The organism is Burkholderia crassaminum, assembly GCF_964265005.1.
In the GTDB taxonomy this organism is placed as follows: Bacteria; Pseudomonadota; Gammaproteobacteria; order Burkholderiales; family Burkholderiaceae; genus Burkholderia.
In genome coordinates, this window is the sequence record NZ_OZ183801.1 from 398,426 (window position 1) to 422,472 (window position 24,047).

The following is a 24,047-nucleotide window of genomic DNA, read 5'->3' on the forward strand; positions in this document are numbered from 1 at the left end:
GCGCAACTGTCCGCGTTGGACGTTGTCGGGTAGGGCGAAGGTACTGCTGCAGCGTTGGGGGCGTTTGCAGGTAGGTTGGCGGGATGCATGGTCGTGTCACCCGTGGGCTGCGTGAGTTCGCCAGCGGCCTGAACGTGCCTGCGCGGAGATCACTTGCGCGGACACCTTGACGAGCAGGTTCGATCTGCATCATGATTAACCAATCGGCTAATTAACCAATTGGAAAAATAATTGGAAGCGGACCACCTCAGCGTCACATTTGCTGCGCTTGCTGACCCTACGCGACGCGCGATCCTCGCGCGACTGGCGCAAGGCGAGGCCACGGTTGGCGATCTGGCCGGCCCATTCGATATGAGTGCGCCGGCCATCAGCAAGCACCTGCGCGTCCTTGCGAAGGCCGGCCTCATCACGCAAGGGCGCGACCGCCAGTTTCGCCCGTGTCGTATCGTGCCCGCGCCGCTCAAGGAGGCAGCCGACTGGGCAATGCAATATCGCGCTCTGTGGGAGCAGCGTCTCGACCAGCTCGATCGTTACCTGCAGCAATTGCAACAGAAGCCTGTCCAGGACCTGGACGGGAAAGTTGCACCGAAAACCACGTCCAAAGTGACCTCAACCCGAACCAGGAAGATTCGCCGCCATGACTGACAAACTGTCCGCTCCCTTCGTCATCGAGCGCCGCTTCGCTGCGCCACGCGAACTCGTCTATGCCGCGTTGACCGAAGCCGAGCACTTGAGCAAGTGGATGAGCCCGCCCGGTATGGAAATGCCCCACTGTACGGTGGACGCGCGTGTGGGCGGCGTCTTTCACTACGCGATGAAGCCGAAGAGTGCGCCCGACGCCCCGGCGATGTGGGGAAAATGGACATTCCGCGAATTGACGCCGCCTGAACGTATCGTCGTCGTCGTGCAATTCAGTGATGCAGAAGGTGGTGTGACGCGACATCCGATGGCGGAGCAATGGCCGCTCTATACGCTCTCGACAACCACGCTGAGCGAAATCGAGAGCGGCACATTGATGCGCCTCGAGTGGCGCGCGCTGGATGCCAGCGAAGCCGAGGAAGCCATCTTCGACGCGTCGCACGCCAGCATGTCGCAAGGCTGGGGCGGAACAATGGACGCGCTCGACAAATACCTCACGCAGCAGCAAGCCGGGCACTGAGTCGAGCGGCAAGAAAGGAAACACGCTTCATGAACGACACCCCAAAAGCTGGATGCAAATCCAGCCCTTGGGGTGTTTTTCATGATGCTTTACGGCGAGACGTTCAAACGGGAAGGGGAATCGTTACAGCCGCGCATTGCGAGAACGGTATGAGATGTCTCCGATGCTGTGCCGGACGGTGAATACGGAGTGGGGTGGGCCTGCGCCTGTCCTGGCCGAGCCGGGCTGATGTCAGCCGTTAGGCATACGGACAATTGATCACGACGTAAACGACATTTTTCCCTCATTTCAGGCTTGATGGCGCTATTCGAGGGTTCTCCGTAAAATACGACTTTCCGGGATTTTCATATAACGACTTCGTCATGCATCGAATCGGATTCTTCGTTTGCCGTGGCTACGATGTGCTCGATCTGGGTGGGCCACTGTCGGCCTTCAATCAGGTGGCCATGGCGGCGGGCCATACGCCCTATGATCTCCATGTCATCTCGCAGTCCGGCGGGCCGGTTCCCGGCAACTCGGGCCTCTCGATCGAAACGAAACCGATCGGACGGCGTACGTTCGACACCGTCATTTTCGTGGGCGGGGATATCGAGCCGATGCAGGCACCGGAGAACATCGCCGCCGCCAGGAAACTGGGCGCCCGGGCCTCGCGGGTGGCAAGCGTGTGTACGGCGGCGTTTCTGCTGGCGGAAACCGGCTTGCTGGACGGCTTGAGAGCCACGACGCACTGGCTATACGCGGCGCAATTGCAGTCGCGTTTCCCGCGCACCCGGGTCGAGGGCGACTGTATCTATATCGAGGAGGGCCGGATCTGGACGTCGGCGGGCATCGCCTCCGGAATCGACCTGGCGCTCGGCATGATTGAAAGGGATATGGGCGCGGAGGTTGCGCGCGCTGTCTCCAGGCTTCTGGTGGTTCCGTATCGTCGACCGGGCGGCCAGTCCCAATTCTCCGCGATGTCGCAGATGGAGCCGGAGTCGGATCGTATCCGCATCGCGCTGAATTTTGCGAGGGAGCATCTGGCTGAAGCGTTGCCTGTCGAACGGCTCGCCGATGCCGCAAACCTGAGTTTGCGACAGTTCGGCCGGGCATTTCGCCGGGAAACCGGTGAAACACCTGCCAGGGCGGTCGAGCGCTTACGCGTCGAGGCGGCGCGGCTGCGCCTGCAGGGCGGTAGCGAACCGATCGAACAGATTGCGCTGGCGGTAGGATTCACCGATCCGGAGCGGATGCGGCGGGCCTTCATCAAACTGCATGGGCACCCGCCGCAAGCGATTCGACGCGAGAGCCGATCGAACGGCGCGCGCTGATCGACTCCAGGCCGATCGGCGCGCTGCCTCTGAATGTCCGTTTAACGGACTAGTGGCGCTTTGAGCAGGTCATGACCTGTTTCGCACGATGCTCAATGGTCATTCGCTGTCAGCGGACCATAGTCGTTCCACATGTCGCGATGCAGCTTCCAGGCGCCGCCCTGCTTCAGAAAGACGAGCGTCTGCTTGCCGCGGTATTTGAGCTTTCCATCGTGGTCACGGACCTCCGCATCCGAAACCTCCGTCACGATCCGGTCGTTACCGTAGAACTCGTAATTGCTGAACGATACGGTGGCAGGCTTCGATCCGGCATACCCCTTGGTGAAGTACTCGGTGATCGCGCTGCTCCCCGTAATCTTGTCGCCGCCGGGCGGCAAGAGTGTGCCGTCGCGGGTATAGAGGCGACCGATTGCCTCGTAGTCTCCTCGCGCAAAGGCATCCGCCCATCGTGCATTCTCGGCTTTGATGGCTGCTTCGGGCGGACGTTGCGAACCACCGGCAATCGCCGGCGTTGCAAACGCGAAAAAGGTGACGCAGGCTGCTGCAAGTGCAGTAGCGAAGATACGATTCTGTTGCATCGAGTGAATTCCGGTCATGGCTTGAATTGAGAGGACTACGAAAATTGTCGCGGCGAGCAGGCAATGTCGGAGTCGGTGATCATCGAGGCCTGAAGAGGGCCCTTACACATTGCCTGCGCATGTTTCACCGAACGCCTGGAATGCGTGCGAGCCCCTTGGATGCGCCAGGCAATTCCTTGTCGACCATCGCGATGACTTCCGGCCGCGCGTCTCTCGGATGGCCGGAGTGGAACGGCGGCGCGGGGTCATATTCGATCACGAGTTGCGTGAATTCGGCAGCCTGTCGACCGCGCAGTTTCTCCGCAACGCGAAGCGCGAAGTCGATGCCCGCCGTCACGCCGCCGCCGCTCATGAACCGGCCGTTGTCGTCTTCCACGAAACGATCGGGAACGGGAATGGCGCCATATTCGGCCAGCTTGTTGACGAAGGCCCAATGGCAGGCGCTTCGCTTGCCCTTGAGAACGCCCGTTGCGGCGAGCACGAGCGAGCCGTTGCAAACCGACGTAACGTGCTTGGCGCTTTCCGCGAGGCGCCGGATCTGCGCTTGATACGCGGGTTGCATCGGTGCCGACAGATCGGACCCGCCAGGGACCAGGAGCACGTCGGCCTTCTCGATATCGGCCAGCCGCTCGGTCTTGCCGTACACGACGCCGAATTCGAGCGTCACGTTGCCGCCGTTGAGGCTCGCGTAGCGCACGTTCGTATTCGGCAGTCGATGGAAGATCTCGCTGGGGCCGGCGAAGTCGAGAAGCGTCCCGCCGTCGTAGTTGACGATCAGGATATTGAGCGGTTCATTCGGGGCAAGTGCGCCATCGCCGCCAGCCTGCGCAAGAGCAGGGGGTACGTGCCCAAGCAATGCGCCTCCGCCCAGGACGGCGCCGAGGGTGGCGACGCCGCCAAACTTGAGCGCATCGCGGCGCGAACGGCCTGCTCTCGTGAGCGGCGTTCCGGAAGTATTGTTTTCGTTACTGTCGGTCAAGATCGTTTCTCCTTGCACTTCGGCCCCGCTGCGAGCGCAACCAGGCAGGACCGGATTGAATGGCCGCGACGAACACCGTGGCGGACATGAGATGAGGATGTGGATGAGCCGGGAAGACGTGCAGGGCTCAGGAATCGGGCACCGCCGGCTTAAAGCTGCGAGGCGCCGCCATCGACGACCAGTTCGGTGCCGACGACATACGCGGATTCGTCGCTGGCGAGATAAAGCGCCGCGTAGGCGATGTCCTCGGCCTGGCCCATGCGGCCCACCGGAATGGCTTTGGCGAACTCGGCCTTGCGATCGCGAACCCATTCGTCGGGCATGCCCCACTTGGAGAGCAGGGGCGTGTCGATTGCGCCGGGAGCGATCGCGTTGAAGCGGATCTTCCGGTCGAGAAACTCGTAGGACCAGCTGCGGGCGAGCGATCGGACGGCGGCCTTCGCTGCCGCAGTCAACGAGATGCCATGCTGGCCGGTCTGCGCGACGAACGATGTATTGAGAATGACCGACGCGCCCGCTCGCAGGTCCGGCAGCACCGCCTGAAGCGTGACCACCACGCCCTTGACGTTGACGTCCATGATCTTGTCGTAGAGTGCGTCGTCGATGTCGTTGACTGCGGACGGGAAAGCCCAGCCCGCGTTCGCGAACACGACATCCAGGCCGCCGAACTTCTCCTTTACCTCGGCGGCAATCGCCCGCATGTCCTCGAGCGAACGGACGTCGCCCTTGAGAACGAGCGCATTCTCGCCAAGCTCGGCCTTCACCCGCTCGAACACCGCATCGTCGCGGCCTGTAACCGCTACCCGGGCGCCTTCCGCAATGAACAGCTTTGCGGTTGCAAGACCGATGCCGCTGGTACCGCCCGTGATTAACGCCGACTTGTTTTTAAGCCTCATCTTCCGCTCCATTTTTACGTCGTGATTGATCAGGCCGAGGGCGCGAAACGCAGTCGCGCTTGTGTGCCTTTTCCGGCTTGACCTTCCACGTGCAGTATGGAATGCGAGGAGTATGGCGCAAAGGTCGTATAACCCTCAAAACGCGCCACTCAATTCAAACGGGTGAATAACGCGGCTCGGCGTTTGGCGGGGGTATCGTGCGTTTGTGCGATTCACGTGCGGCCTCGCTGGCGGGAGGAACGTGTGTGCGGCGGCTTGCGCGGCGATCGGGCGCGCAGCGGTCGCGATACAGTTATCCGAGCGATGGCGGCGAGCAGTGCGGCTTCGGCGTAAATCGACCGGCGGGTGGCGTGAACGCAATGTCACGCATTGGCCGGACAACGTATGTCCAGATGCCTGCTCATATGTAAAAATTTGGACTTGATTGGACAGACGATGTCAGATCGCGTCCGGCTCGGTTCGGCCAGCAGCGGTCAGTCGACATGGACGCCTGCATTGGTGACAATCGATCAGACTCGCCTTGTACGTGATCTCCCCAACCAGGTTGAGCAACGTCTCAAATGAAATCGCCCTCGTTAGTCAAGCCGCTTGAACACCCTTTGGATGCATTCTCGTCGAGCATCAATTCCGCTCGCGAAGTTGTCTTGGCTGGGCTACGATGGCCTACTCCATATTGGTGTGACCTTGCGATCGGTTGGTTGGAACAAGGTCTAGCCGTTGACGATGAGATAGGCGACATACTGCGGGAAATTTCCCAGAACCGACGTTTTCCTCAGAGTCTGCGGCACCGTGCGTTTGCACTACATGTACGATTCACGAGGAACCGGGTAGCCGGATAGTCGGTAGATCCGCGGTGGACCGATTTCTTGGGTGAGCGCGAGGGGTTCCGTTCCATCTTGGCTGCAATAGGAACACACAGTCACGTCGGCGAATGATCTTCTTTCTCGCGTGCCAACGCAGCTTGCGCAGTGCAGAAAGGCTCAAGACAGGGAAAACTGCCATGCCGCTTGAAACGGTGCGACTCGATCGCGTTTTTAGTGTCGTACAGACGTCGCAGAACCGTAAGCAGGTCACGCTATTCGGCTTCGAAAGTGCAAGTCGCAAGGAGTACTCGGTAGCTGCACCCGGCAAGCCCCGTATCGAATCAGGAATGACGATTACCGCTTATCTCAAAGAGGCCGGAAACTGGCAGACGTTGATCGGGTGGCGCGACCATGAGAACGGTGAGATCGTGTGCGAGCCGGAAGGTGGGGAAATTTTCCTTTGCGTGTGGAGCATTCTGGCTTTTTGCATGACAGTGCGCGGCTTTTGGGACCGGTCACTGACTATGTCGGTAATCGCGGTGTTTATGATAGCCGTATTCGGGTGGGGCATTCGGAACATCCGCTTTCTGCGGAAAGTTCGCCGCGAGTTGGAGGCGTCAGCGCCTCTCGGCGATATACAACACAAATCCTAGCCGAAGCGAGTTCGTCTGTCTCGGCTCGGCCAATTGGAGATACTCGACTCGATCCCGCCAATGGTTGACAATGCCTCGCTCCGCAAATCAGTGGCTGAGTGCTTGGGTGGCTGATGACGCGATCACTAGTCAGGGAGATACCTGGATGAGAACCCTGTTGGGCTATCTGCATGAGGTTTGGCTGTGTCCTGACGAGCACGGCAACCTGCTTCCAGCATGCATTCCCAGCGGGCCGGACGGTGATGCCGCCCGCGCGCTCAACGAGCCGGCAAGTGAATGGGTCTGGACGTTTTGGGCGCATTCGCATGCCGAGACGATGCGCGTTTACTATGAATTCGTTGGCTACGGAGTCTATGTCGTGCAGAACGACGTCGACTATCAACCTTATTCACCCGATGTATGTGAACGTCAGATCGCCTACTTGCGGCGAAAGTGACGTGAGGTCCGCATGGAAATCAAATGACCGCGCCGAGAATGCTTGAAAGACCGCTCCGGGGCGACTTCAACCGACCGCCACGCGCGGAGCCTGCCAAGAGCAGTCGTCCAGCGCCCGAGGTCGAACGATGGCGTGAAGGTCCGTCTATTCGCAGACTGCAAGTCACCTTTATAAGATTGGAAAACTAAGCGATGTCCTGGTGGAAGCGTTTTTTACGAAATGGATCTGAAGCCCCGGCGCCAGCAACCGCGTCAGGTGACGCGCTTGAACTTCGCACAGGTACTGCCGAGTTCGAAGCATTTATCGCTTTCGCCGAAATCGAATCGGGCGAGAAGCTCACGCACGGTGCCGAACACTTGGCCAATCTGCTCACCTATGCACCTGCGCGCCCGGAGTGGCTGAATCTGGCGAGACGCTATGCAGAACGCGCGGGTGGTCGAGCGGATGAAGTCTTGCTGCCGGACACCGAGCACCACTACGCGTCGACCGAAGCGCTTCGGGCGTTGTTCTGGGCGTGGCAAGGACGACTGCCGGAGGCGGTCGATCGCCTGTTGCAGGCACAGGCCGCCCTCCAGTCGACGGACTACTTGAACACGTGGGCACTCGAATGGCTTGAACCAGCCGGCGCGCTGGAATCCCTCCCCGCAAACCTGCAGATGCGCTTGTTCGGCAACGTCATTTCACGTACCCCCGAAGCCTCGATATCCGGCGCGCGTCAGTTGCACGATGCGCGACGATGGGCCGCCCTGTCAGCGCGGGTCGTGCCGTCGGAAGCGCTTCGCCAACAGTGGCCGATGCTGCGCCTTGGAATATTGCGCCGCGCCGGGGAATTCGACGAGGCACTACGATTGGCTGGCTCGCTGGCCGAGATTCAAGATTGGTTCACCGCCGTTGCACGTGGTCTGGTTCTGCGACAAATGCGTTGCCCGGATGATGCCGAGCACGCTTTTCGCAAAGCCATCGAGATCCGCCCTGACGATATCAGTGCGTATCTCGAAGCCGCCGATACGTGGTTGGAGTGCGAAGGGTGGTCCGCCGCGCGGGGTTGGTATGAAGATGTATTGCGACAAGAGCCGGGACATGCGTGGGCGCAGCCGTCACGCTTCTATTGCCAGTGGAAGGAGACCGCGGACGACACCTGGTTGGAGCAAGTTGTCGGTCTGGCCCGCGAGGGCAACGAGCGTGCCAATAGCTTGTGGTTTCGAGCACGCGGCGCACTGCCTGAACCGCAGGACGCTTGCGCGAACATTCTCCGACAACTCCGTGATCGATTCATTCAAACAGGTCACCCTGTCGATCCGGGCGGGGACATCAGTCTAAAGGTCTCGTCTCTGGAAGCGCCTAGCAATGCTTTGGCGTTGCGTCTGGAGTTGGCATCCCATGGCCGTGAGGCATGTAACGTCCACATCGTTGCGGAGGGCATTCCGTCTCCCGACCCGCGCCAACCGGTTGCGCCTGTCGGGTATCCGCTTTGGCGCTACGAAGGTGATCAAGCGACGCCCGCATTGCCGTCGCCCTCCTTGCGCATCCTGGAGACGGTATCGGCGCTGGCCCTCGAACCGTTTTCACCACCGAGAAACTGGGCGCAAGCGAGTCATGTTGCTGTTGCGCTCAACGAGGACGAAGTCCTTCAGGTATTCGCGTGTATCGTGCATCCACCGGCCATACCGGAGGGCCGCGCACAATCAATCTCGGCGCTTACGTGGTTGACGCGGGTGCAGATGGTTGCCTTGCAGATCATCGCGCAGCATGGCACCGATTGGGAGGGCTCGCTTCGCCGGAGCCTGCTATATAGCGCTTTGCTCGGGCCCAGCGATTGGGCGACGATAGCGGCAATCAAGGCGCTTGCCTGGGTATCCGTCACGCAACGAGCCAACGCGCTGGATATTCACCGGCACTTCGAGCGGTTGGAGGCTTGGCGGCCGGATTCCGGATACTGCTGCTGGCTTGGGCCGCTATATCAAGGCTGGTTGGAGTTGCCCATTCTGTCTGACCATGAGCGGGAAGCATTGAACGGTAAATTGAAGAACCTCAATGATGAATGAGTGTCCGCTTGGGGGTGGTTTCTGTTGCTCACGGCCGGCAGTTGCCGGCCACAAACGGCCGTTCGACACAGCTTTTTAGATCGTCGACAATCGGTGCAGATAAGGGCGTAGCCTTTAGCGGTTACCGTCGATCAGATCGTTCAGCAGCGCATCGAACGCGGCCTGTGCGTCTTCAAGTTCCTGCAGGGCGGCATCAAAGGTTTGCAGCGCGAGCGGCGAAGGCTCGCCGCTGCCTTGCGGCGGAAATTGCTTCTGCATCGAGGCGAACGTACTCTGCACGCGCAGCGTGGCGGCCACCATGCGCTCCATCGCCTGGGTTTCTTCGGCTCGGGCCTGTTCCGGATTCATTCCACTCTCCTTGGATGGTTTTCTTGAAGACAAGATCGTACACGCTGTGTCCGTTCTTGCCGCCCTTGGCAGAATGACTCCGTTGAAGGTTCCAACGGCACGCTGCGCGAGAAGCGATTTAATCGGGAATGATTCCGCAGTCGCGCCGAGGCCAAGATACTCATCGAGCGTGGCTACAAAATCCCGCCGCAGGTCACAACGATTGGCCGCTTTGGATGAATCTGAAGGGCCATTCAGGGTCGGTTTCCGCCGTTCACGACCTGCAGTTGCCGGCCATGAGGCGCCGTTCGAGCATTGGAGAAGGGCGCGGGTAGCGTTGCTCCTCCTTACCCACGCACCGCATGGCAGCCCGCTCGGGCGCGTCCAACGGCAGTTTCCAGGTTCATGGCAACTGATCGCGCGCCAACGAAGTCGCCCAGCGTTTCGACCACCGATCCAACGGAAGGAGTACTTCAAACAAGCTCCTTCCCATGGGCGTCGGCTGGTAGCCCTCGGCACCAAGCTCGACGAGTTTCGACTCGCGGAGTTCCTTGAGACGCGAGTTGAGGACGCCAGGAGAAACGGACTCACACTGACCTTGCAATTCTCGAAACGTGCAGGGTCCGGCGTGGCACAACTCCCACAATATTCTCATGGTCCAGTTGCGCCCGAGAAGATCGAACAGCGCCATAACGGGCTGGCCTGTGCGGGAGCCACGAACCGGATTGCCCGGGAGAGGTGTGTCGGTCACGTCTTTTGCTCCAAAGATGCTATCAAATCAGTAGCGCATGTCAGGAAAATTAGCTACATTCTCATTGCTATGAAAAGTGTAGCACGTGCCGAAGTAGTGGCTACGCCCCTCCCCAGCATCCGGTACCTGAACTCATGACCAAAGCGCGCGCCGTTCCCATGCCTAGCGACAGTGTGCTTGTGCCGCTCTACGCGGGTGCGGACCTGCTGGATGCCTTTGCAATTCAATTGCCGGCCGAAGCTGGCGACAATCTCGAGGTGCTGGCACGTATCGCGTTCGAGCACCAGGCGGGATGGATTCGTGCGCTCACGTGTATCCGCGATGTGGTGATGGCGACAGTCGGCGTCAAATCGTCTCGCGCCGTTGGTCTTGCCGGAGCGGCGCGTGGACCGGTTATCGGCTACTTACCGGTGCTGTCAAAGAGCGCGACGGAGTTGATCGTTGGCGCGGATGACCGGCATCTGGACTTTCGCGTCACCATCCAACTTCTCGCCGATGCGAAAAATGGGCGCGAGCTGCTTGCGGGCACAGTGGTGCATTGCCATAACAGACTGGGACGTATCTATCTTGCGACCATTGCGCCGTTTCATCGCGTGATTGTGCAGGCGAATTTGGAACGAGCAGTAAGGGAAATGAGGACTTGAATATGCGTTGGCAGTAGGACGGTCGGAAACATGACCGAGCACGATGCAGAACGCCACGGTTGCTGGCGGCTGATCTCTTTCAATGCCGAGCACGCAACTTCATTCCTCGTTCTCGTAGCGCAAACGGTATCCCCCGCTCAGTCGCTCGATGCGTGCGAACCCGAGTTCCCCCAGATGCATGCCGGCGATCAAAAGCCCCTCCGAACTGATCTGATCCAGAAGCCGTGACCGCGTCGCAACTGCCAGCGACGCATCATGATCGAACGCGATCGACACCTCCGGCCGCTGAACCTGGATATGCGGGAAATGAACCACATCCCCCCATACAAGCAGGCCCTGGTCGCGGGATTCAAGCACATATCCCGTGTGTCCATCGGTGTGCCCCGGAATCGGCAGTGCGCTGATGCCGGGGAGCACTTGTCCTTCGTCGACCATGCGAAGCCTGTCGCCATAAGCATCGAACACCCGACGCGCCACCCCGAAATTTCCGCGTGCCCGCTCGCTGGCGCGACTCAGATTGCCGTCGTCCTGCCAGAACCGGACCTCTCGTTGATGCGCGACCAGCTCCGCATTCGGAAACGCGACCTGTCCTGCATCATTGACGAGCCCCCCGACATGATCGGGATGCGCGTGGGTCAGCAGGATGGTGTCGATCGCAGCGGGCTCGATACCGGCAAGCACCAGGTTCGTCCTGAGTTGGCCGCCCCATTGCCTGAATCCGCCCGCCCCACCATCAATAAGAACGGTGCGGCCCGCGCCGCGTACGACGTAGCAATTGATATGCACGGCCGCCGGCTCTTTCTGCCCGGCGTCACGCTGCATTTTTGATGCCTCGTCCGAATCGATGTTCGACAGAAAGTCGAGACTCGCGGTGAGGTAGCCATCGCTGATGGCGGTAATCGTGAAATCCCCGACTTGCTGACCGGGAAAGGTAAGAGTGGCCATCGTGTTGCTCCGAATCGGCTAATTGCGGGCGTGAATGTTCGACGCGGTGTAACCAAAACACCGAATGCGCGCCGTGAGACCGGTGCGGTGAACGATCGCACGATCCAGCGCTTCCATGAACCGGTTCATGACCGCCGGCGTGCGAGATGTCGCGACGCGATATCGAATGTCCGCGAAGACAGGATGTCCGTGCCCATGACGAACCCCCTGAAAAATGACGTGGACGTTCTCGAGCGCCGCCTCGAGCACCTGCGTACAGAGCTGAACCGCGTCGCGCGACAGATCGGCAAGATTTTCATCAGCGGGCATCCGCTTCGCATCGATCGAGAAAGTGACGTTTGGCATCGCGGGCCTACTCGTGGGCCGCCGAAAGGGAGCGCGCGCTTGTCAGCTGCTCCGTCATCGGCGCGTAAAGGTGAATGCCTTCCAGGTGTTCCTCGACAAGCTGCAAGCTGTTCCGCGGCACGACGGCGAGCCAGCGTCGTGCCGGAAACTGCTCCAGCGCGACGGCTTGCATGGCCAGCGGTTCGAGGCCCAACCGAATCAGCGGATCGGGGCCGTCGGCACTCAGCGCGAGGTGTTCACCTTCCTTCACCGCCGGGGCCAAACCGATATCGCTGTAGAGATTCCGATGCCAGTCGGTGATGTGTTGCTGCCACTTCGCAAAGTTGCCGCCGCCTTTCCGGCGATATTCGTCGCCGGTCAGGACATCGAGGCCGTCGATCGTGTGGATCGCCAGATAGACAGGGCAACCGCCGCTTAACGCCTTGAACCGCTGCGACGTGTGAAACCCCGTCACCGAGATCAGGGCGGGCAGCTTTTCAAGGCTGTAGAAGTCGTTCCATTCGGCTTCGCTTTCGAGGTCGGCGAAGCTGCATTCCACGGTGTAGATCATCGGATCGTCCTTTGAACAGGGTGCACATCCCTCAGCGAGCGCTTGATGGTCAGTGCAGTAACGTAATGCTAAGCTCGCATTTGCACCCCATAAAACGAAATAAAGTCAGCCTTCAGTGACATTTGATCAAGCTGACGTCGAACCCACCCTGACCGGCGAGACGCCCATGCCCCGCAAGATCCCAAGCAATTCCGCGCTGCAGGCGTTCGAAGCCGCGGCCCGACACGGCAGCTTTGCCCGAGCCGCTGAGGAGCTCGCACGGACCGAGGGCGCCGTCAGCCGTCAGATCGGCCGGCTGGAGGCGTTCCTGGGCGTCACCCTGTTCGAGCGAATCGGCAATCGGGTACGGCTGGCACCGAACGGTGCGCGGTACGCGCTGCAGGTTCGCGAGATTCTGGATCGGCTGGAACGGGACAGCTTGTACCTGATGGGGCAGCCCATCGAAGGCGCGAGCATCGATATCGCCGCCATTCCGACCTTCGCGACGCGCTGGCTGATCCCCCGGCTGAAACGCTTTCAGGACCAGCATCCGAACATCACGGTGCATATCGCCGAACGGATGGAGCCGTTCCTGCTGGCCGGGAGCGGCTTCGACGCAGCGATCCATTTCGAGCATCCGGGATGGGCGGGGATGCACCTGCATCCGCTGCTGGAGGAAGTGCTGGTGCCCGTGTGCAGCCCGGCGTTGCTGGCAGGCGCCGGGGCGAGCCCGTCGCTGGAGCTGGATGCGCTGCCCCGTCTTCACCGGCGGCAAAACCCGGACGCGTGGCAGGCTTATGCGCAGGAGTCCGGCATCGTGCTGACCAACTCGGCGGTTGGCGCGCGCTACGATCTCCATTCGATGCTGATCGAAGCGGCGCTGGCCGGCCTGGGTGTCGCGCTGGTGCCGCGCCTTTACATCGACGCGGAGCTCGAGCAGGGCCGGCTGGTCGCACCCTGGCCGGCGGGCAAGGCGGTCACGAAAAATTTCTGCCTCGTCCTGCCCGAGCCGATCGAACTGGCCGCGGGGCCGTTGCAGGCCTTCGCGGCGTGGATGCTGAATGAAGCCCGGGGATCGGCACCGCACGGCAGCGCGTGATCAGCGCGTGATGCGCATCGTGAAGCAGCCATCACGGCAGCGTGTCCCCGCCAGGCTGATTCGCTGACTGGGCGCAGGCCGTGCTCGGGTACACTCGATGTCCCGTCACGCACGCGGCAACAGCATGGACAGTCAGCTTTGGATCATCTGCGGGCTTACCTTCGTCATCCATGTGATCGCGACACTGGCGTATGCCGTGCGGATCGCCGGCGTTCGCACCCGTCGCATCGCGTTGTCGTTCTCGTTGTTCGGGATCATCGCGCTGGTGTCCCGAACGGCCAATTCCTTTCAGGGGCCGTTCATCGCGAAGCGGGTTGAAATGGACATCGCGCATCGGATGGGGAGCGGGTTGCTGACCGACTTCCGTTGGTTCCTGCTGTCCGCCACCGTGGCGACCATTGCCGGGTCGTTCCTGATCCCGACGTTCCAGCGTTATTTCAGTCGCGCCGTCGAACACTTTCAGGTGAACCGCTCGATTCCCCGCCTGCTGCTGCACGCATGCAGTCGTGCGGGGATCAACTATCTGCGCATCGGCGCACGACTGCCGTCGAGCCAGAACGTCACGCAACTGACCGCGAGCACGGGCGTGTCCTGGCGCGTCATCGCGCTGAACGTTGCCGCGATGGCGATATGGACGGTCGGCGTGTTCGCATCGCTGTATGCGGGCTACCTGAAACCCGATCTGAGAGTGACATGCGCGAATCTGTCGTCCGTCATCAACGGTTTCGCGACCGTCGTGCTGGCGGTCGTCATCGATCCGCAGGTTTCCGTGATGACCGATGACGTCATCGAAGGGCGGATCTCGGAAAACAGCTTTCGTCGGGCCATCACGACACTCGCGGGCGCGCGCGTGCTCGGCACGTTGTGTGCGCAAGCGGTGCTCGTTCCTGCCGCGCTCGTCATCGTGCGCGTCGCCGAGCTGATCTAGCGCGGCAACCGGCATCCTCGCCCATCGTCTATCGCCCATCGCCATGAAACCCGTTGCTGTCGTGTTGCACGGCCCGACCAGTGCGGGGAAGAGCAGCCTGGCCAGGGCGCTTCAGCAGGCATCTGACGTGCCGACGTTTCACGTATCGCTCGACGCGTTCGTCGAAATGTCGCGCCGGCGTGACATGCGCTCGGACGAGGAGTTGAATCAGGCGCTGAGACTTCACCAGCTCAACCTGCAGTCGACGCTCGCGCGGATCGCCGCCAGCCATTTCGAGATCGTGCTGGATCTCGTGCTTCGGGATCTGTCCGCGCTCGACGAATGCATTGCGGCGCTGTCGCCTCGTCAGACCTTCGTCATAGGCGTTACGTGCCCGCTGGATATCCTCGAACAGCGCGAACGCGCGAGGCCGGATCGCGGCGAAGGCATGGCCCGCTCCCAGTTCGGGCATCCGGCCTATTCGCGACCCTACGCGCTATGCATCGACACATCGACATGCACGCCGGAAGAGGGCGCGCGCCGCATCCGTGCCCACGTCGACGCGCAGCGTGAATGATCGTCGACGGGTTTGATCCGGACAGGCTGCGTTCTCCTTTAAACTCGCCGGCACCGAATGTCATCGGCCGCACGGATTATGTCGTTGGCGCGCGACAAATCGTATTGTGCCGACAAGCGGGGGATTCGCGATGAAACCGATTCCCAAGCTTTTGTGCCGATCGCTGTTTTTCCACGTTTCAAACGGATTTCAAACGGATTGACGCGCCGACAGGCCGAGCGGGCCCGTTCTGGCAGCAGCGCGGGCGGTTGCCGGCCCGTCGTGTCCAGACAGGGGATTCATGGATTGAATGCGCGCCGATTCAAAATATAAATTTTGGAAAGACTCTGGCACGGGATATGCTTCGCAGTTCTTATCCGATTCGAACATGCGCCGGATATTCGTCAGGAGGATCAGGCAAGGGCATGAACCGGCTTGATCTGACAAGACGATTATCTAGAGGACGGACAGTTTGTGAAATCGGCGCGGCAGTGCGAAGCTGCGCGCGGAGCAACGTCGTACACGGATTGAGTTGGGTGACTTGAAACGCGGGCCGTAACTCCTTGCGACGGCCACTACTGACAGTTCAGGATATGACATTACTGATTGGGGTCCCTCTGGAGACGGCCAACGAGGAGCGGCGCGTAGCGACTGTTCCCGACGTGGTCGAAAAGCTGATCAAGCTCGGGTTCTCGGTGGCCGTGCAAAGCGGTGCCGGCACCGGCGCGAACTTCAGCGACGACGACTACCGTACCGCCGGCGCCGAAGTCGTGGCGTCGGCCGCCGATCTATGGGGCCGCAGCGATATCGTCCTCAAGGTGCGCCCGCCGAGCAGCGAGGAAGTCGCGCTGATGCGTGACGGCGGCACGCTGGTCGGTTTCGTCTGGCCGGCGCAGAACCCCGAACTGATGCAGCAGCTGGCCGCGAAGCGGGCCACGGTGCTGGCCATCGATTCGCTGCCGCGCACGCTGTCGCGCGCGCAGAAGATGGATGCACTCACGTCGATGGCCGGCGTGAGCGGCTACCGTGCCGTCATCGAGGCGGCCCACGCGTTCGGCCGTTACTTCAACGGGCAGATCACGGCTGCGGGCAAGGTGCCGCCGGCCAAGGTGTTCATCGCCGGCGCGGGCGTCGCCGGCCTCGCGGCCATCGGCACGGCCGCGGGCCTGGGCGCGATCGTGCGCGCCAACGACACGCGCGCGGAAGTGGCCGACCAGGTCAAGTCGCTCGGCGGCGAATTCGTCAAGGTCGACTACGAGGAAGAGGGTTCGGGCGGCGGCGGTTACGCGAAGGTGATGAGCGAAGGCTTCCAGCAGGCGCAGCGCGCGATGTACGCGCAGCAGGCCAAGGACGCGGACATCATCATCACCACAGCGCTGATTCCCGGCAAGCCGGCGCCGAAGCTCATCACGGCCGAGATGGTGCAGTCGATGAAGCCGGGCAGCGTGATCGTCGACATGGCCGGCGAGCAAGGCGGCAACTGCGAGCTGACGGTGCCGGGCCAGGCCGTGGTCCGCCACGGCGTGACCATCGTCGGCTACACGGATCTCGCATCGCGCCTGGCGCGACAGTCGTCGACGCTGTATGCGACCAACCTGCTGCGCGTGATCGAGGAGCTGTGCAAGGCGAAGGACGGCACGATCAACGTCGACTTCGACGACGACGCGATCCGCGGCCTCACGGTCATCAAGGAAGGCAACGTGACCTGGCCGCCGCCGCCGATCCAGCAGCCGGTCGCGGCACCGAAACCCGCTGCGGCGCCGGTCGCGGCAGCCGCGTCCAAGGGCCACGGTCACGGCAGCGGCGCACCGATGTCGGCCAAGTCGCTCGCGATCGTGTTCGCGGTCGGCGCACTGGCATTCCTGCTGGTCGGCCAGTTTGCGCCGGCCACGTTCCTGTCGCACTTCACGGTGTTCGTGCTGGCCTGCTTCATCGGCTACATGGTGATCTGGAACGTCACGCCGTCGCTGCATACGCCGCTGATGAGCGTCACCAATGCAATCTCGTCGATCATCGCGATCGGCGCGCTGGTGCAGGTCGCGCCGCCCCTGGGCGCGGCCGCGGCAGGCGACCGGCCGTCGGGGCTGATCCTGGGCCTGGCGGTGGGCGCACTGACGCTCACGGCCGTCAACATGTTCGGTGGCTTCGCCGTGACGCGCCGCATGCTGGCGATGTTCCGCAAGTAAGGAGACGACAACAATGACTTCCAACCTGACTACCGTCTCCTATATCGGCGCGGCCATCCTCTTCATCCTCAGCCTCGGCGGGCTGGCCAATCCCGAGACCGCGCGTCGCGGCAACCTGCTCGGCATGATCGGCATGCTGATCGCCGTGCTCGCCACGGTACTCGGCCCGCGCGTGTCGGCCGAAGGCATTCCGTATGTCGTGGCCGCGCTGGTCGTCGGCGGCGCGGTCGGCCTCTACGCCGCGAAGAAGGTGCAGATGACGCAGATGCCCGAACTGGTTGCGCTGATGCACAGCCTGGTCGGTCTGGCGGCCTGCCTGGTGGGCTTCGCCAGCTACATCGATACGTCGGTGCAGTTCGCCGGTGCAGAGAAGGCCATCCACGAAGTGGAGATCTATGTAGGCATCCTGATCGGTGGGGTGACCTTCGCGGGCTCGGTCATCGCGTTCGGCAAGCTCTCCGGCAAGATCGGCGGCAAGCCGCTGCTGCTGCCGGCACGGCACTGGCTCAACCTGGCCGCGCTGGTGGTGGTGATCGTGTACGGTCGCGCGTTCCTGCATGCGGAGACGATCCAGGACGGCATGACGCCGCTCATCGTGATGACGGTGATGTCGCTGCTGTTCGGCGTGCACATGGTGATGGCGATCGGCGGCGCGGACATGCCCGTCGTGGTGTCGATGCTCAACAGCTACTCGGGCTGGGCGGCGGCGGCCACCGGCTTCATGCTCGGCAACGACCTGCTGATCGTGATCGGTGCGCTGGTGGGCTCGTCGGGTGCGATCCTGTCGTACATCATGTGCCGCGCGATGAACCGCAACTTCATCAGCGTGATTGCCGGCGGCTTCGGTACCGGCAGCGGTGCGCCTGCAGCGTCGGGCGCCGGTTCGCAGCCGGCCGGCGAAGTGGTGGCGGTGAGCGCGCTCGAAACGGCCGAGATGCTGCGCGAGGCCAAGAGCGTGATCATCGTGCCCGGCTACGGGATGGCGGTGGCGCAAGCCCAGCACACGGTGCATGAACTCACGAAGGTGCTGCGCGAGAAGGGCGTCGACGTGCGCTTCGCGATCCATCCGGTGGCCGGCCGCATGCCGGGGCACATGAACGTGCTGCTCGCCGAGGCGAAGGTGCCTTACGACATCGTGATGGAGATGGACGAGATCAACGGCGATTTCCCTGAAGCCGACGTGTCGATGGTGATCGGCGCGAACGACATCGTGAACCCGGCGGCGCAGGAAGATCCGGCCAGCCCCATCGCCGGCATGCCGGTGCTCGAGGTGTGGAAGGCCAAGACCTCGATCGTGATGAAGCGCAGCATGGCGTCCGGCTATGCGGGCGTCGACAATCCGCTGTTCTACAAGGACAACAACCGGATGCTGTTCGGCGACGCGAAAAAGATGCTGGACGAAGTCTTCGGGGCGTTGAAGGCCTGACGGGAAGCAGGGGCGTGCGTGTGCACGGGTCGAACGGTAGCCGGCCATGGCGTCGGGCAGCCGGTTGATCGGAGCCCGGCACGCCCGGCACGCCCGACATGCGCATCGGCAAGATCACGGAAGTGCGAGACGGGACGGGATGTTTCGCACTTCCGGCAAAAGCGGCGATCGATCGTCGGTGCGCAGATCGACGAACCACGCAAATGATGCCGGGCTGCCCGATCATCGGCGCGGCGAACGCAGGTGCTTCGTCAGTTGCCGGAATGGCGCTGGTTGGCCGCTGTCCTGCCTGAAGGTGTGGTCGCACCCATCCGCATGAACCCGCAACGGACACCGGGTCCTTGCCTGCCGCCGATACCGCGCTTGCCGCGAATGGTATCGGTGCCTCTCCTTCCTGCGTCACGCAGCCAAATCGGTTCCTTCCACGCGATTGCGCGCGACGATAGCGCCTATTCCGTTGCGCCGAGCGCCGCGAAACTGGTGATCAGTGCGTCGCACGCGCGCGCCAGCGCCAGATCGTGACTCGAAAAAAAGACGGTACGATCCGCAGCCAACGTCTTGAACAGATCGACGAGCACCGCACGCGACGCGGCATCGAGCCCGTTGCCCGGTTCGTCGGCGATCACGACGGTGGGCGCGCCGAGCGTCGTCGCCGTCAGGAACAGTTTCTTGCGCGTGCCGAGCGACATCTGCTCGAAACGCTTGTCCATATGCGGGGCGAGCCCGAATCGATCGGCCAGCTCGAGCGTGCGGGCGTCGACGGCGGTCTTCTTGGCGTCCGCCACGAAGTCGAGAAACGCGCGTCCGGTCTGGAACGGATACGCGAGGCAATCGTCGGGCACATACGCCAGCGCGGCTTTCGCATCGAGCGGCGCGGTGCGCAGCGAATGGCCGCCGAGCCATACCTCGCCTTCATCCGCGTCGATCGTGCCGGCGAGAATGCCGAGCAACGTCGATTTGCCGCTGCCGTTTTCGTCGCACAGCGCGACGCACCCGGCGCCGGATGCGAAGTTGAGCCCTTGGAAGATGACGCGCTTGTCGAAGCGCTTGCCGAGATTGTCGAAGCGGAGCATGGATCGGGTGTTCAAACGAAAACGTGCCAGGTGAGCGTGACCCAGACCACGGTCAGCAGGATGCCCAGCAACACGGATTGTCGGGGCGTGTAGCGTTGCGGCAGATAGTGTAATGCGAGAAGCGGTGCGCCCGAGCACACGAGCGCCGCCGCCGTCTGCGACGACAGCACGCCGTGCATCACCAGCAACAGCGGCGCGACGGCGGCGAACGGCAGCGCCAGCGCGGCAACGGTCAGCCAGTCGGCCCGGCGCTTCGCGAAGGCCGACAGCGGCAACGATTGCATGAAGTGCGACGCACGCAGGTGAGCCGCGCGCAAATCGCGATAGGTCGTCGCCGCGATCAGCGCAATGGCGGCTTGGGTGATCAGGGTCAGGGGAACGGCGCGCTTGTCGAAACCCCAGAGCGCCAGCAGGAAGCATGTCGAGGCGGCGACCCCACCCATCACCAGGCAGCGGCCGAGGGTGCTCGCGGTGCGCTCCCGCAGGATACCGATCTGCAGCCTCGCGAAGGGCGAAAGCCCGTCCCGCACGCGGGCGCGGATGGCATCAGCGACGCGACGCGAGAACGCGCCTGCCGTTGCCGAACGCGCGGCCGCCGCAGGGGCGGCATGCGCAATCGTGAACGCGGCGATCAACAACGGCACGGTCAGCAACGCGGGACGTAACGCCCCCTCGGCGTGAAAGCCGCCGACGAGGAAGAGATTCGCAACAATCAACGCGATTGCGTTGCGCATGTTGCGCGACAGCGCGGTCAACTGCCATCCCAGCGTAATCAGGAACAGGTCGAGGACGAACAGATAGTTGATCGCCTTCTGCGGCAGAAACGCGAGCGCGATGGCGGCGGCAAGGACGGGCAGCAGCAGCGGGGTGCTTGCGATGATCACGACGATCGTGTCGACGACGCGACGGCGGCCGTTGGAGACGGGCAAGGACGCCAGGAAGGTGACGAACGGCCCCCCGGTGATGGCGCTACGCTGCGCCAGAACCCACAGGATGCCCACGGCTTCGAGCAGGTGCACCCACGCGAACCGCCATTCGATGCCATGCGACGGTGCCAGCGCCGCGAGTACCGGCGCACCCAGAATGCGCGTCTGCGAAAAAACCGGCATTGCCGGCAGCAACAGCATGGCCAGCAGGAGCAGTGCCTGCCAATGCCTGCGCAGCAGGTTGGACGTCGCGAGCGCGTACCACCTCAGTCGGCAAGACAACATGCTTCCAGCTCCCTTTCACTGAGCACACGAACCGGGCATGCTGCCACGGCGGTCGCCGCGGCACAACCGGGGGCGGAGTGACAGGCATGAGATCACCGCGTCGTATGAGAAGCGGTTATCGCGCATCGCCGCTTGGCCGCGCAAACGCGCAAACGCGCAAACGCGCAAACGCGCAAACGCGCAAACGCGCAAACGCGCAAACGCGCAAACGCGCAAACGCGCAAACGCGCAAACGCGCAAACGCGCAAACGCGCAAACGCGCAAACGCGCAAACGCGCAAACGCGCAAACGCGCAAACGCGCAAACGCGCAAACGCGCAAACGTGCAAACGCGCAAACGCGCAAACGTGCAAACGCGCAAACGCGCAAACGTGCAGATCACCGCTGCGCGAGGCATCCGTCAGCGTAGCATCCGGATTCGCGCCGCGCCGGATTCACGCGCACGACGCTGGCACGGATCATTCGACAGACGCCGCACAGATGCGGTGAAAGTCGAGACGCGCGCGTCATACGGCTCGGGTATGCTGGACGAATGCCGGGCGGGTGAACGACCAGGACGGCAACACCGCGCGCCACACCGCGATCGCATGGCAACCACCGGCCGCACCGGGCCGAATTCAACTCCTGAACAGGGACTCGACATGGCAGAACTGGACAACGTGCTGTATGAGCGGATCGGCGCGCTGAGCGACGCGGGCGATGCATTGATGGAAGACGGGGACTACGAAGGCGCGCTGGCGAAATTCTGGGCGGGATTCGACCTGCTTCCCGAACCCAAGACCAATTGGGAGGCCGGAACCTGGTTGATGGCCGCGATCAGCGACGCGAATTTCCTTCAAGAGGACTACGCGGCCGGACGCGACAATCTTGCCCAGGCGATGCATTTCCCCAACGCGATCGGCAACCCGTTCCTGCACCTGAGGCTCGGTCAGTGCCAGTTCGAACTGGGCAATCTCGACCGCGCGGCCGACGAGCTGATGCGCGCGTACATGGCTGGCGGACCGGAGCTGTTCGAGGACGAGGACGGCAAGTACCTGCGATTCCTTGGCACGCGGGCGGAAGGCATCGAGACGCCCTGATGCACGCCGCGCGCGCCGGCCGGCGTCGCCAGACGGCTTCGACGGCCGCGCAGCGATGCAATGCCGGGCGTTTTCTCCACGTAAGCGCTACTTGCCCATGAACCTGACCTTTCCCCTTGCCACCCAGTCCGACGCCGAAACGCTGGTTGCGATCCGCATCGCCGCGATGCGCGACAGCCTCGAGCGCATCGGCCGCTTCGATCCCCGGCGTGCGCGCGAGCGCTTTCTCGCGTCGTTCGACCCGGCGCTATGCCGTTTCATCGAAGCCGACGGTGTGAACGCGGGTTTCTTCGTGGTTCGGCAGCAGGAAGACCACTGGTTGCTCGACCATCTGTACATCGTGCCCGGGCACCAGGGACAGGGCATCGGCGCGGCCGTGCTGCACCGGATCTTTGCCGAGGCCGATGCGCAGCGCGTGCCCGTACGTGTCGGCGCGCTGCGCGGCAGCGACTCGAACCGCTTCTATGCGCGGCACGGCTTCGTGCAGGCAGACGAAGCGGAGTGGGACATCTACTACATGCGCGAACCGGGTTCTGCGACGGTGTAGATCGCATGCGGCCACGCGCCGACGCGACGCAGGCGCGGTGTGATCCGGGCGAGCGCATCAGCGTTTTCCCGGATGTGGAATGCGCGGCGTATGCCGATGATGCAGAGAGAATATAAAGACATGATCCGAGGCCAATCATGACGACATCTGCAACAAACGGACCGAATGCGGTATCGCCTGAAACGACCGGGGCGGCAGCGACATTCGACGATGCGGGTAGCGTACCGTCGATCCTGCTGGTCGACGACGAGCCGAGCGTGCTGTCGGCGCTCAGGCGCGTGTTCCGGCCCGCCGGCTACGAGATCCTGACCACGGAAAGCGGCGAGGCGGCCCTCGAGGTCCTCGCGTCGACCGAAGTCGACCTGATCGTGTCCGACATGCGGATGCCGGGCATGAGCGGCGCGGAGTTCCTGGCCCGTGCACGGGTGCTCTACCCGGACACGATGCGTATCCTGCTGACCGGTTATGCGGAGATCGCGTCGGTCGTGCAGGCCGTCAACGACGGTGGCGTCTATCGCTACCTGAACAAGCCGTGGGACGATCACGACCTGCTGCTGACCATCGAACAGGCGCTGGAGCAGCGGCGCTTGCGGCGCGAAGCGGCCCGGCTGGCCGCGCTGACGGAAGCGCAGAACGAAGCGCTGCGCCGTTTCAACACGGAACTCGAAACGCAGGTTCGCGCGCGCACCGAGGAGCTCGGCCAGACCGTAATGTTCCTCGAAGCCGCGCAACGCGACCTGAAAAGCAGTTTCACCGCGATGGTCCAGGTCTGCGCGAGCATGATCGAGATGCGCTGCGGGTCCGCCAGCGGTCATGCGATGCGGGTCGGCGAGATTGCGCGGCGGCTCGCGCTGGCCTCCGGGATGAGCGAGCTGCATGCGCAGGACGTCTATTACGCGGGGCTGCTGCACGGCATCGGCAAGTTGTCGCTGCCGGACAATTTGCTGCACAAGCCGCTCGCGCGGATGACGGCGGAAGAGCACGGGCTGTTCCTGCAGCATCCGCTGCGCGCGCAGATGGTGCTGACGCCGGTCGCGCAATTGCACAAGGTTGCGTCGATCGTGCTGCACCAGTACGAACGCTTCAACGGACGCGGCACGCCGGACGGGCTGGCAGGCGACTCGATTCCGCCCGGCTCGCGGATCGTCGCGATCGCGCGCGATTTCGAAGGGCTGCGCAATGGCGACATCGGTGCGCCGCATTCGGTCGAGCAGGCGATCGACGCGCTGCGCTCGCAGGCCGGTGTGCGTTACGACCCGCGCATCGTCGACGGCCTGGTCGAACTGATGCGGGACCCGGCGAGTCTCGGCATCGCGGCGTCCGTCGCGGAGATCAAGTCCGCGCAGCTGCGCGAAGGGATGCAGCTCGCCGACGATCTGCGCACGCATCGCGGCGTGCTGCTGATGACCAAGGGCAGCGTGATGTCGGCGCACCAGATCGACCTCGTGCGCCGTTTCGAGACGCGCGAGGGGACGTCGTTCGACATCCTCGTGCTGGCCGGCCAGGCTGCGGCGAAGCCGGCGCCGAACGCAGGCGCGGCGCCTGCCTGAGCCCGGACGCGCGG

At 62.8% G+C, this 24,047-nt stretch carries 25 protein-coding genes; 15 read left to right on the forward strand and 10 right to left on the reverse strand.

Annotated elements, in window-relative coordinates:
* Nucleotides 1-231: 231 nt before the first annotated feature.
* The 3 genes from ACPTTF_RS35005 (at nt 232) to ACPTTF_RS35015 (ending at nt 2,469) form a co-directional block, all read left to right on the forward strand.
* A complete protein-coding gene (locus ACPTTF_RS35005) occupies nt 232-645 on the forward strand; it encodes an ArsR/SmtB family transcription factor (RefSeq protein WP_423372163.1) in 414 nt (137 codons plus the stop codon).
* Nucleotides 638-1,159, forward strand: coding sequence for an SRPBCC family protein (locus ACPTTF_RS35010; protein WP_423372164.1), 522 nt, complete (start codon nt 638-640; stop codon nt 1,157-1,159). Before ACPTTF_RS35005 ends, ACPTTF_RS35010 begins: the two co-directional genes overlap by 8 nt.
* Before the next feature lie 362 nt (nt 1,160-1,521).
* Nucleotides 1,522-2,469, forward strand: coding sequence for a GlxA family transcriptional regulator (locus ACPTTF_RS35015; protein ID WP_423372165.1), 948 nt, complete (start codon nt 1,522-1,524; stop codon nt 2,467-2,469).
* Between the two features lie 92 nt (nt 2,470-2,561).
* Here ACPTTF_RS35015 and ACPTTF_RS35020 read toward each other — a convergent pair whose 3' ends face one another.
* The 3 genes from ACPTTF_RS35020 to ACPTTF_RS35030 form a co-directional block, all read right to left on the reverse strand.
* Nucleotides 2,562-3,047: a YybH family protein gene (locus ACPTTF_RS35020; RefSeq protein ID WP_423372166.1), complete on the reverse strand. Its 486-nt coding sequence runs from the start codon at nt 3,045-3,047 to the stop codon at nt 2,562-2,564.
* Between the two features lie 124 nt (nt 3,048-3,171).
* Nucleotides 3,172-4,026, reverse strand: a complete 855-nt coding sequence (locus tag ACPTTF_RS35025) for a DJ-1/PfpI family protein (RefSeq protein WP_423372167.1) — start codon at nt 4,024-4,026, stop codon at nt 3,172-3,174.
* 149 nt (nt 4,027-4,175) lie between these two features.
* Nucleotides 4,176-4,922, reverse strand: coding sequence for an SDR family oxidoreductase (locus ACPTTF_RS35030; RefSeq protein ID WP_166958808.1), 747 nt, complete (start codon nt 4,920-4,922; stop codon nt 4,176-4,178).
* A gap of 1,000 nt (nt 4,923-5,922) precedes the next feature.
* Here ACPTTF_RS35030 and ACPTTF_RS35035 point away from each other — a divergent pair.
* The 3 genes from ACPTTF_RS35035 to ACPTTF_RS35045 all read left to right on the forward strand — a co-directional run bounded on the left by ACPTTF_RS35035 (nt 5,923) and on the right by ACPTTF_RS35045 (nt 8,859).
* On the forward strand, nt 5,923-6,378 hold the full coding sequence (locus tag ACPTTF_RS35035; protein ID WP_423372168.1) for a hypothetical protein: 456 nt from the start codon (nt 5,923-5,925) through the stop codon (nt 6,376-6,378).
* 145 nt (nt 6,379-6,523) lie between these two features.
* Entirely contained in the window at nt 6,524-6,814 is a 291-nt protein-coding gene (locus ACPTTF_RS35040) for a hypothetical protein (RefSeq protein WP_423372169.1), read from the forward strand.
* 191 nt (nt 6,815-7,005) lie between these two features.
* Nucleotides 7,006-8,859: a hypothetical protein gene (locus ACPTTF_RS35045; RefSeq protein WP_423372170.1), complete on the forward strand. Its 1,854-nt coding sequence runs from the start codon at nt 7,006-7,008 to the stop codon at nt 8,857-8,859.
* A 114-nt stretch (nt 8,860-8,973) separates the two neighbouring features.
* Here ACPTTF_RS35045 and ACPTTF_RS35050 read toward each other — a convergent pair whose 3' ends face one another.
* Entirely contained in the window at nt 8,974-9,207 is a 234-nt protein-coding gene (locus ACPTTF_RS35050) for a hypothetical protein (protein ID WP_423372149.1), read from the reverse strand.
* Between the two features lie 382 nt (nt 9,208-9,589).
* Nucleotides 9,590-9,877, reverse strand: a complete 288-nt coding sequence (locus ACPTTF_RS35055) for a winged helix-turn-helix transcriptional regulator (RefSeq protein ID WP_423372615.1) — start codon at nt 9,875-9,877, stop codon at nt 9,590-9,592.
* Nucleotides 9,878-10,071: 194 nt separating this feature from the next.
* On the opposite strand from ACPTTF_RS35055, the gene ACPTTF_RS35060 reads away from it, so the two are divergent.
* Nucleotides 10,072-10,581 carry a DUF2867 domain-containing protein gene (locus ACPTTF_RS35060; protein WP_423372171.1) on the forward strand — a complete coding sequence of 170 codons (510 nt, stop codon included), beginning with the start codon at nt 10,072-10,074 and terminating at the stop codon, nt 10,579-10,581.
* A 99-nt stretch (nt 10,582-10,680) separates the two neighbouring features.
* On the opposite strand, the gene ACPTTF_RS35065 is transcribed toward ACPTTF_RS35060, so the two are convergent.
* Genes ACPTTF_RS35065 through ACPTTF_RS35075 form a run of 3 tightly spaced genes read right to left on the reverse strand, consistent with a single transcriptional unit; the run spans nt 10,681 to nt 12,421 of the window.
* On the reverse strand, nt 10,681-11,526 hold the full coding sequence (locus ACPTTF_RS35065; RefSeq protein ID WP_423372172.1) for an MBL fold metallo-hydrolase: 846 nt from the start codon (nt 11,524-11,526) through the stop codon (nt 10,681-10,683).
* Nucleotides 11,527-11,544: 18 nt separating this feature from the next.
* Nucleotides 11,545-11,871 carry a hypothetical protein gene (locus ACPTTF_RS35070; protein ID WP_423372173.1) on the reverse strand — a complete coding sequence of 109 codons (327 nt, stop codon included), beginning with the start codon at nt 11,869-11,871 and terminating at the stop codon, nt 11,545-11,547.
* A gap of 7 nt (nt 11,872-11,878) precedes the next feature.
* Entirely contained in the window at nt 11,879-12,421 is a 543-nt protein-coding gene (locus tag ACPTTF_RS35075; protein WP_423372174.1) for a sugar ABC transporter, read from the reverse strand.
* Between the two features lie 166 nt (nt 12,422-12,587).
* Between ACPTTF_RS35075 and ACPTTF_RS35080 the strand changes: the two genes are divergently transcribed.
* The 5 genes from ACPTTF_RS35080 (at nt 12,588) to pntB (ending at nt 18,574) form a co-directional block, all read left to right on the forward strand.
* Nucleotides 12,588-13,499: a LysR substrate-binding domain-containing protein gene (locus tag ACPTTF_RS35080; RefSeq protein WP_423372175.1), complete on the forward strand. Its 912-nt coding sequence runs from the start codon at nt 12,588-12,590 to the stop codon at nt 13,497-13,499.
* A gap of 124 nt (nt 13,500-13,623) precedes the next feature.
* Nucleotides 13,624-14,427: a lipid II flippase Amj family protein gene (locus tag ACPTTF_RS35085; RefSeq protein ID WP_423372176.1), complete on the forward strand. Its 804-nt coding sequence runs from the start codon at nt 13,624-13,626 to the stop codon at nt 14,425-14,427.
* 61 nt (nt 14,428-14,488) lie between these two features.
* On the forward strand, nt 14,489-14,983 hold the full coding sequence (locus tag ACPTTF_RS35090) for a chloramphenicol phosphotransferase CPT family protein (protein ID WP_423372177.1): 495 nt from the start codon (nt 14,489-14,491) through the stop codon (nt 14,981-14,983).
* A gap of 572 nt (nt 14,984-15,555) precedes the next feature.
* Nucleotides 15,556-17,148 carry a Re/Si-specific NAD(P)(+) transhydrogenase subunit alpha gene (locus ACPTTF_RS35095; RefSeq protein WP_166958258.1) on the forward strand — a complete coding sequence of 531 codons (1,593 nt, stop codon included), beginning with the start codon at nt 15,556-15,558 and terminating at the stop codon, nt 17,146-17,148.
* Between the two features lie 13 nt (nt 17,149-17,161).
* Nucleotides 17,162-18,574, forward strand: a complete 1,413-nt coding sequence (pntB, locus tag ACPTTF_RS35100) for a Re/Si-specific NAD(P)(+) transhydrogenase subunit beta (protein WP_166958256.1) — start codon at nt 17,162-17,164, stop codon at nt 18,572-18,574.
* A gap of 449 nt (nt 18,575-19,023) precedes the next feature.
* On the opposite strand, the gene ACPTTF_RS35105 is transcribed toward pntB, so the two are convergent.
* Both ACPTTF_RS35105 and ACPTTF_RS35110 read right to left on the reverse strand, forming a co-directional pair.
* Nucleotides 19,024-19,647, reverse strand: a complete 624-nt coding sequence (locus ACPTTF_RS35105) for an ABC transporter ATP-binding protein (RefSeq protein ID WP_423372178.1) — start codon at nt 19,645-19,647, stop codon at nt 19,024-19,026.
* 11 nt (nt 19,648-19,658) lie between these two features.
* Nucleotides 19,659-20,858 carry a hypothetical protein gene (locus tag ACPTTF_RS35110; protein WP_423372179.1) on the reverse strand — a complete coding sequence of 400 codons (1,200 nt, stop codon included), beginning with the start codon at nt 20,856-20,858 and terminating at the stop codon, nt 19,659-19,661.
* 586 nt (nt 20,859-21,444) lie between these two features.
* Here ACPTTF_RS35110 and ACPTTF_RS35115 point away from each other — a divergent pair.
* The 3 genes from ACPTTF_RS35115 to ACPTTF_RS35125 all read left to right on the forward strand — a co-directional run bounded on the left by ACPTTF_RS35115 (nt 21,445) and on the right by ACPTTF_RS35125 (nt 24,033).
* Entirely contained in the window at nt 21,445-21,936 is a 492-nt protein-coding gene (locus ACPTTF_RS35115) for a tetratricopeptide repeat protein (protein WP_423372180.1), read from the forward strand.
* A 97-nt stretch (nt 21,937-22,033) separates the two neighbouring features.
* Complete coding sequence (locus tag ACPTTF_RS35120) at nt 22,034-22,483, forward strand: GNAT family N-acetyltransferase (RefSeq protein ID WP_166958250.1); 450 nt, start codon at nt 22,034-22,036, stop codon at nt 22,481-22,483.
* A 137-nt stretch (nt 22,484-22,620) separates the two neighbouring features.
* A complete protein-coding gene (locus ACPTTF_RS35125) occupies nt 22,621-24,033 on the forward strand; it encodes an HD domain-containing phosphohydrolase (RefSeq protein WP_423372181.1) in 1,413 nt (470 codons plus the stop codon).
* The last annotated feature ends 14 nt before the right edge of the window (nt 24,034-24,047 follow it).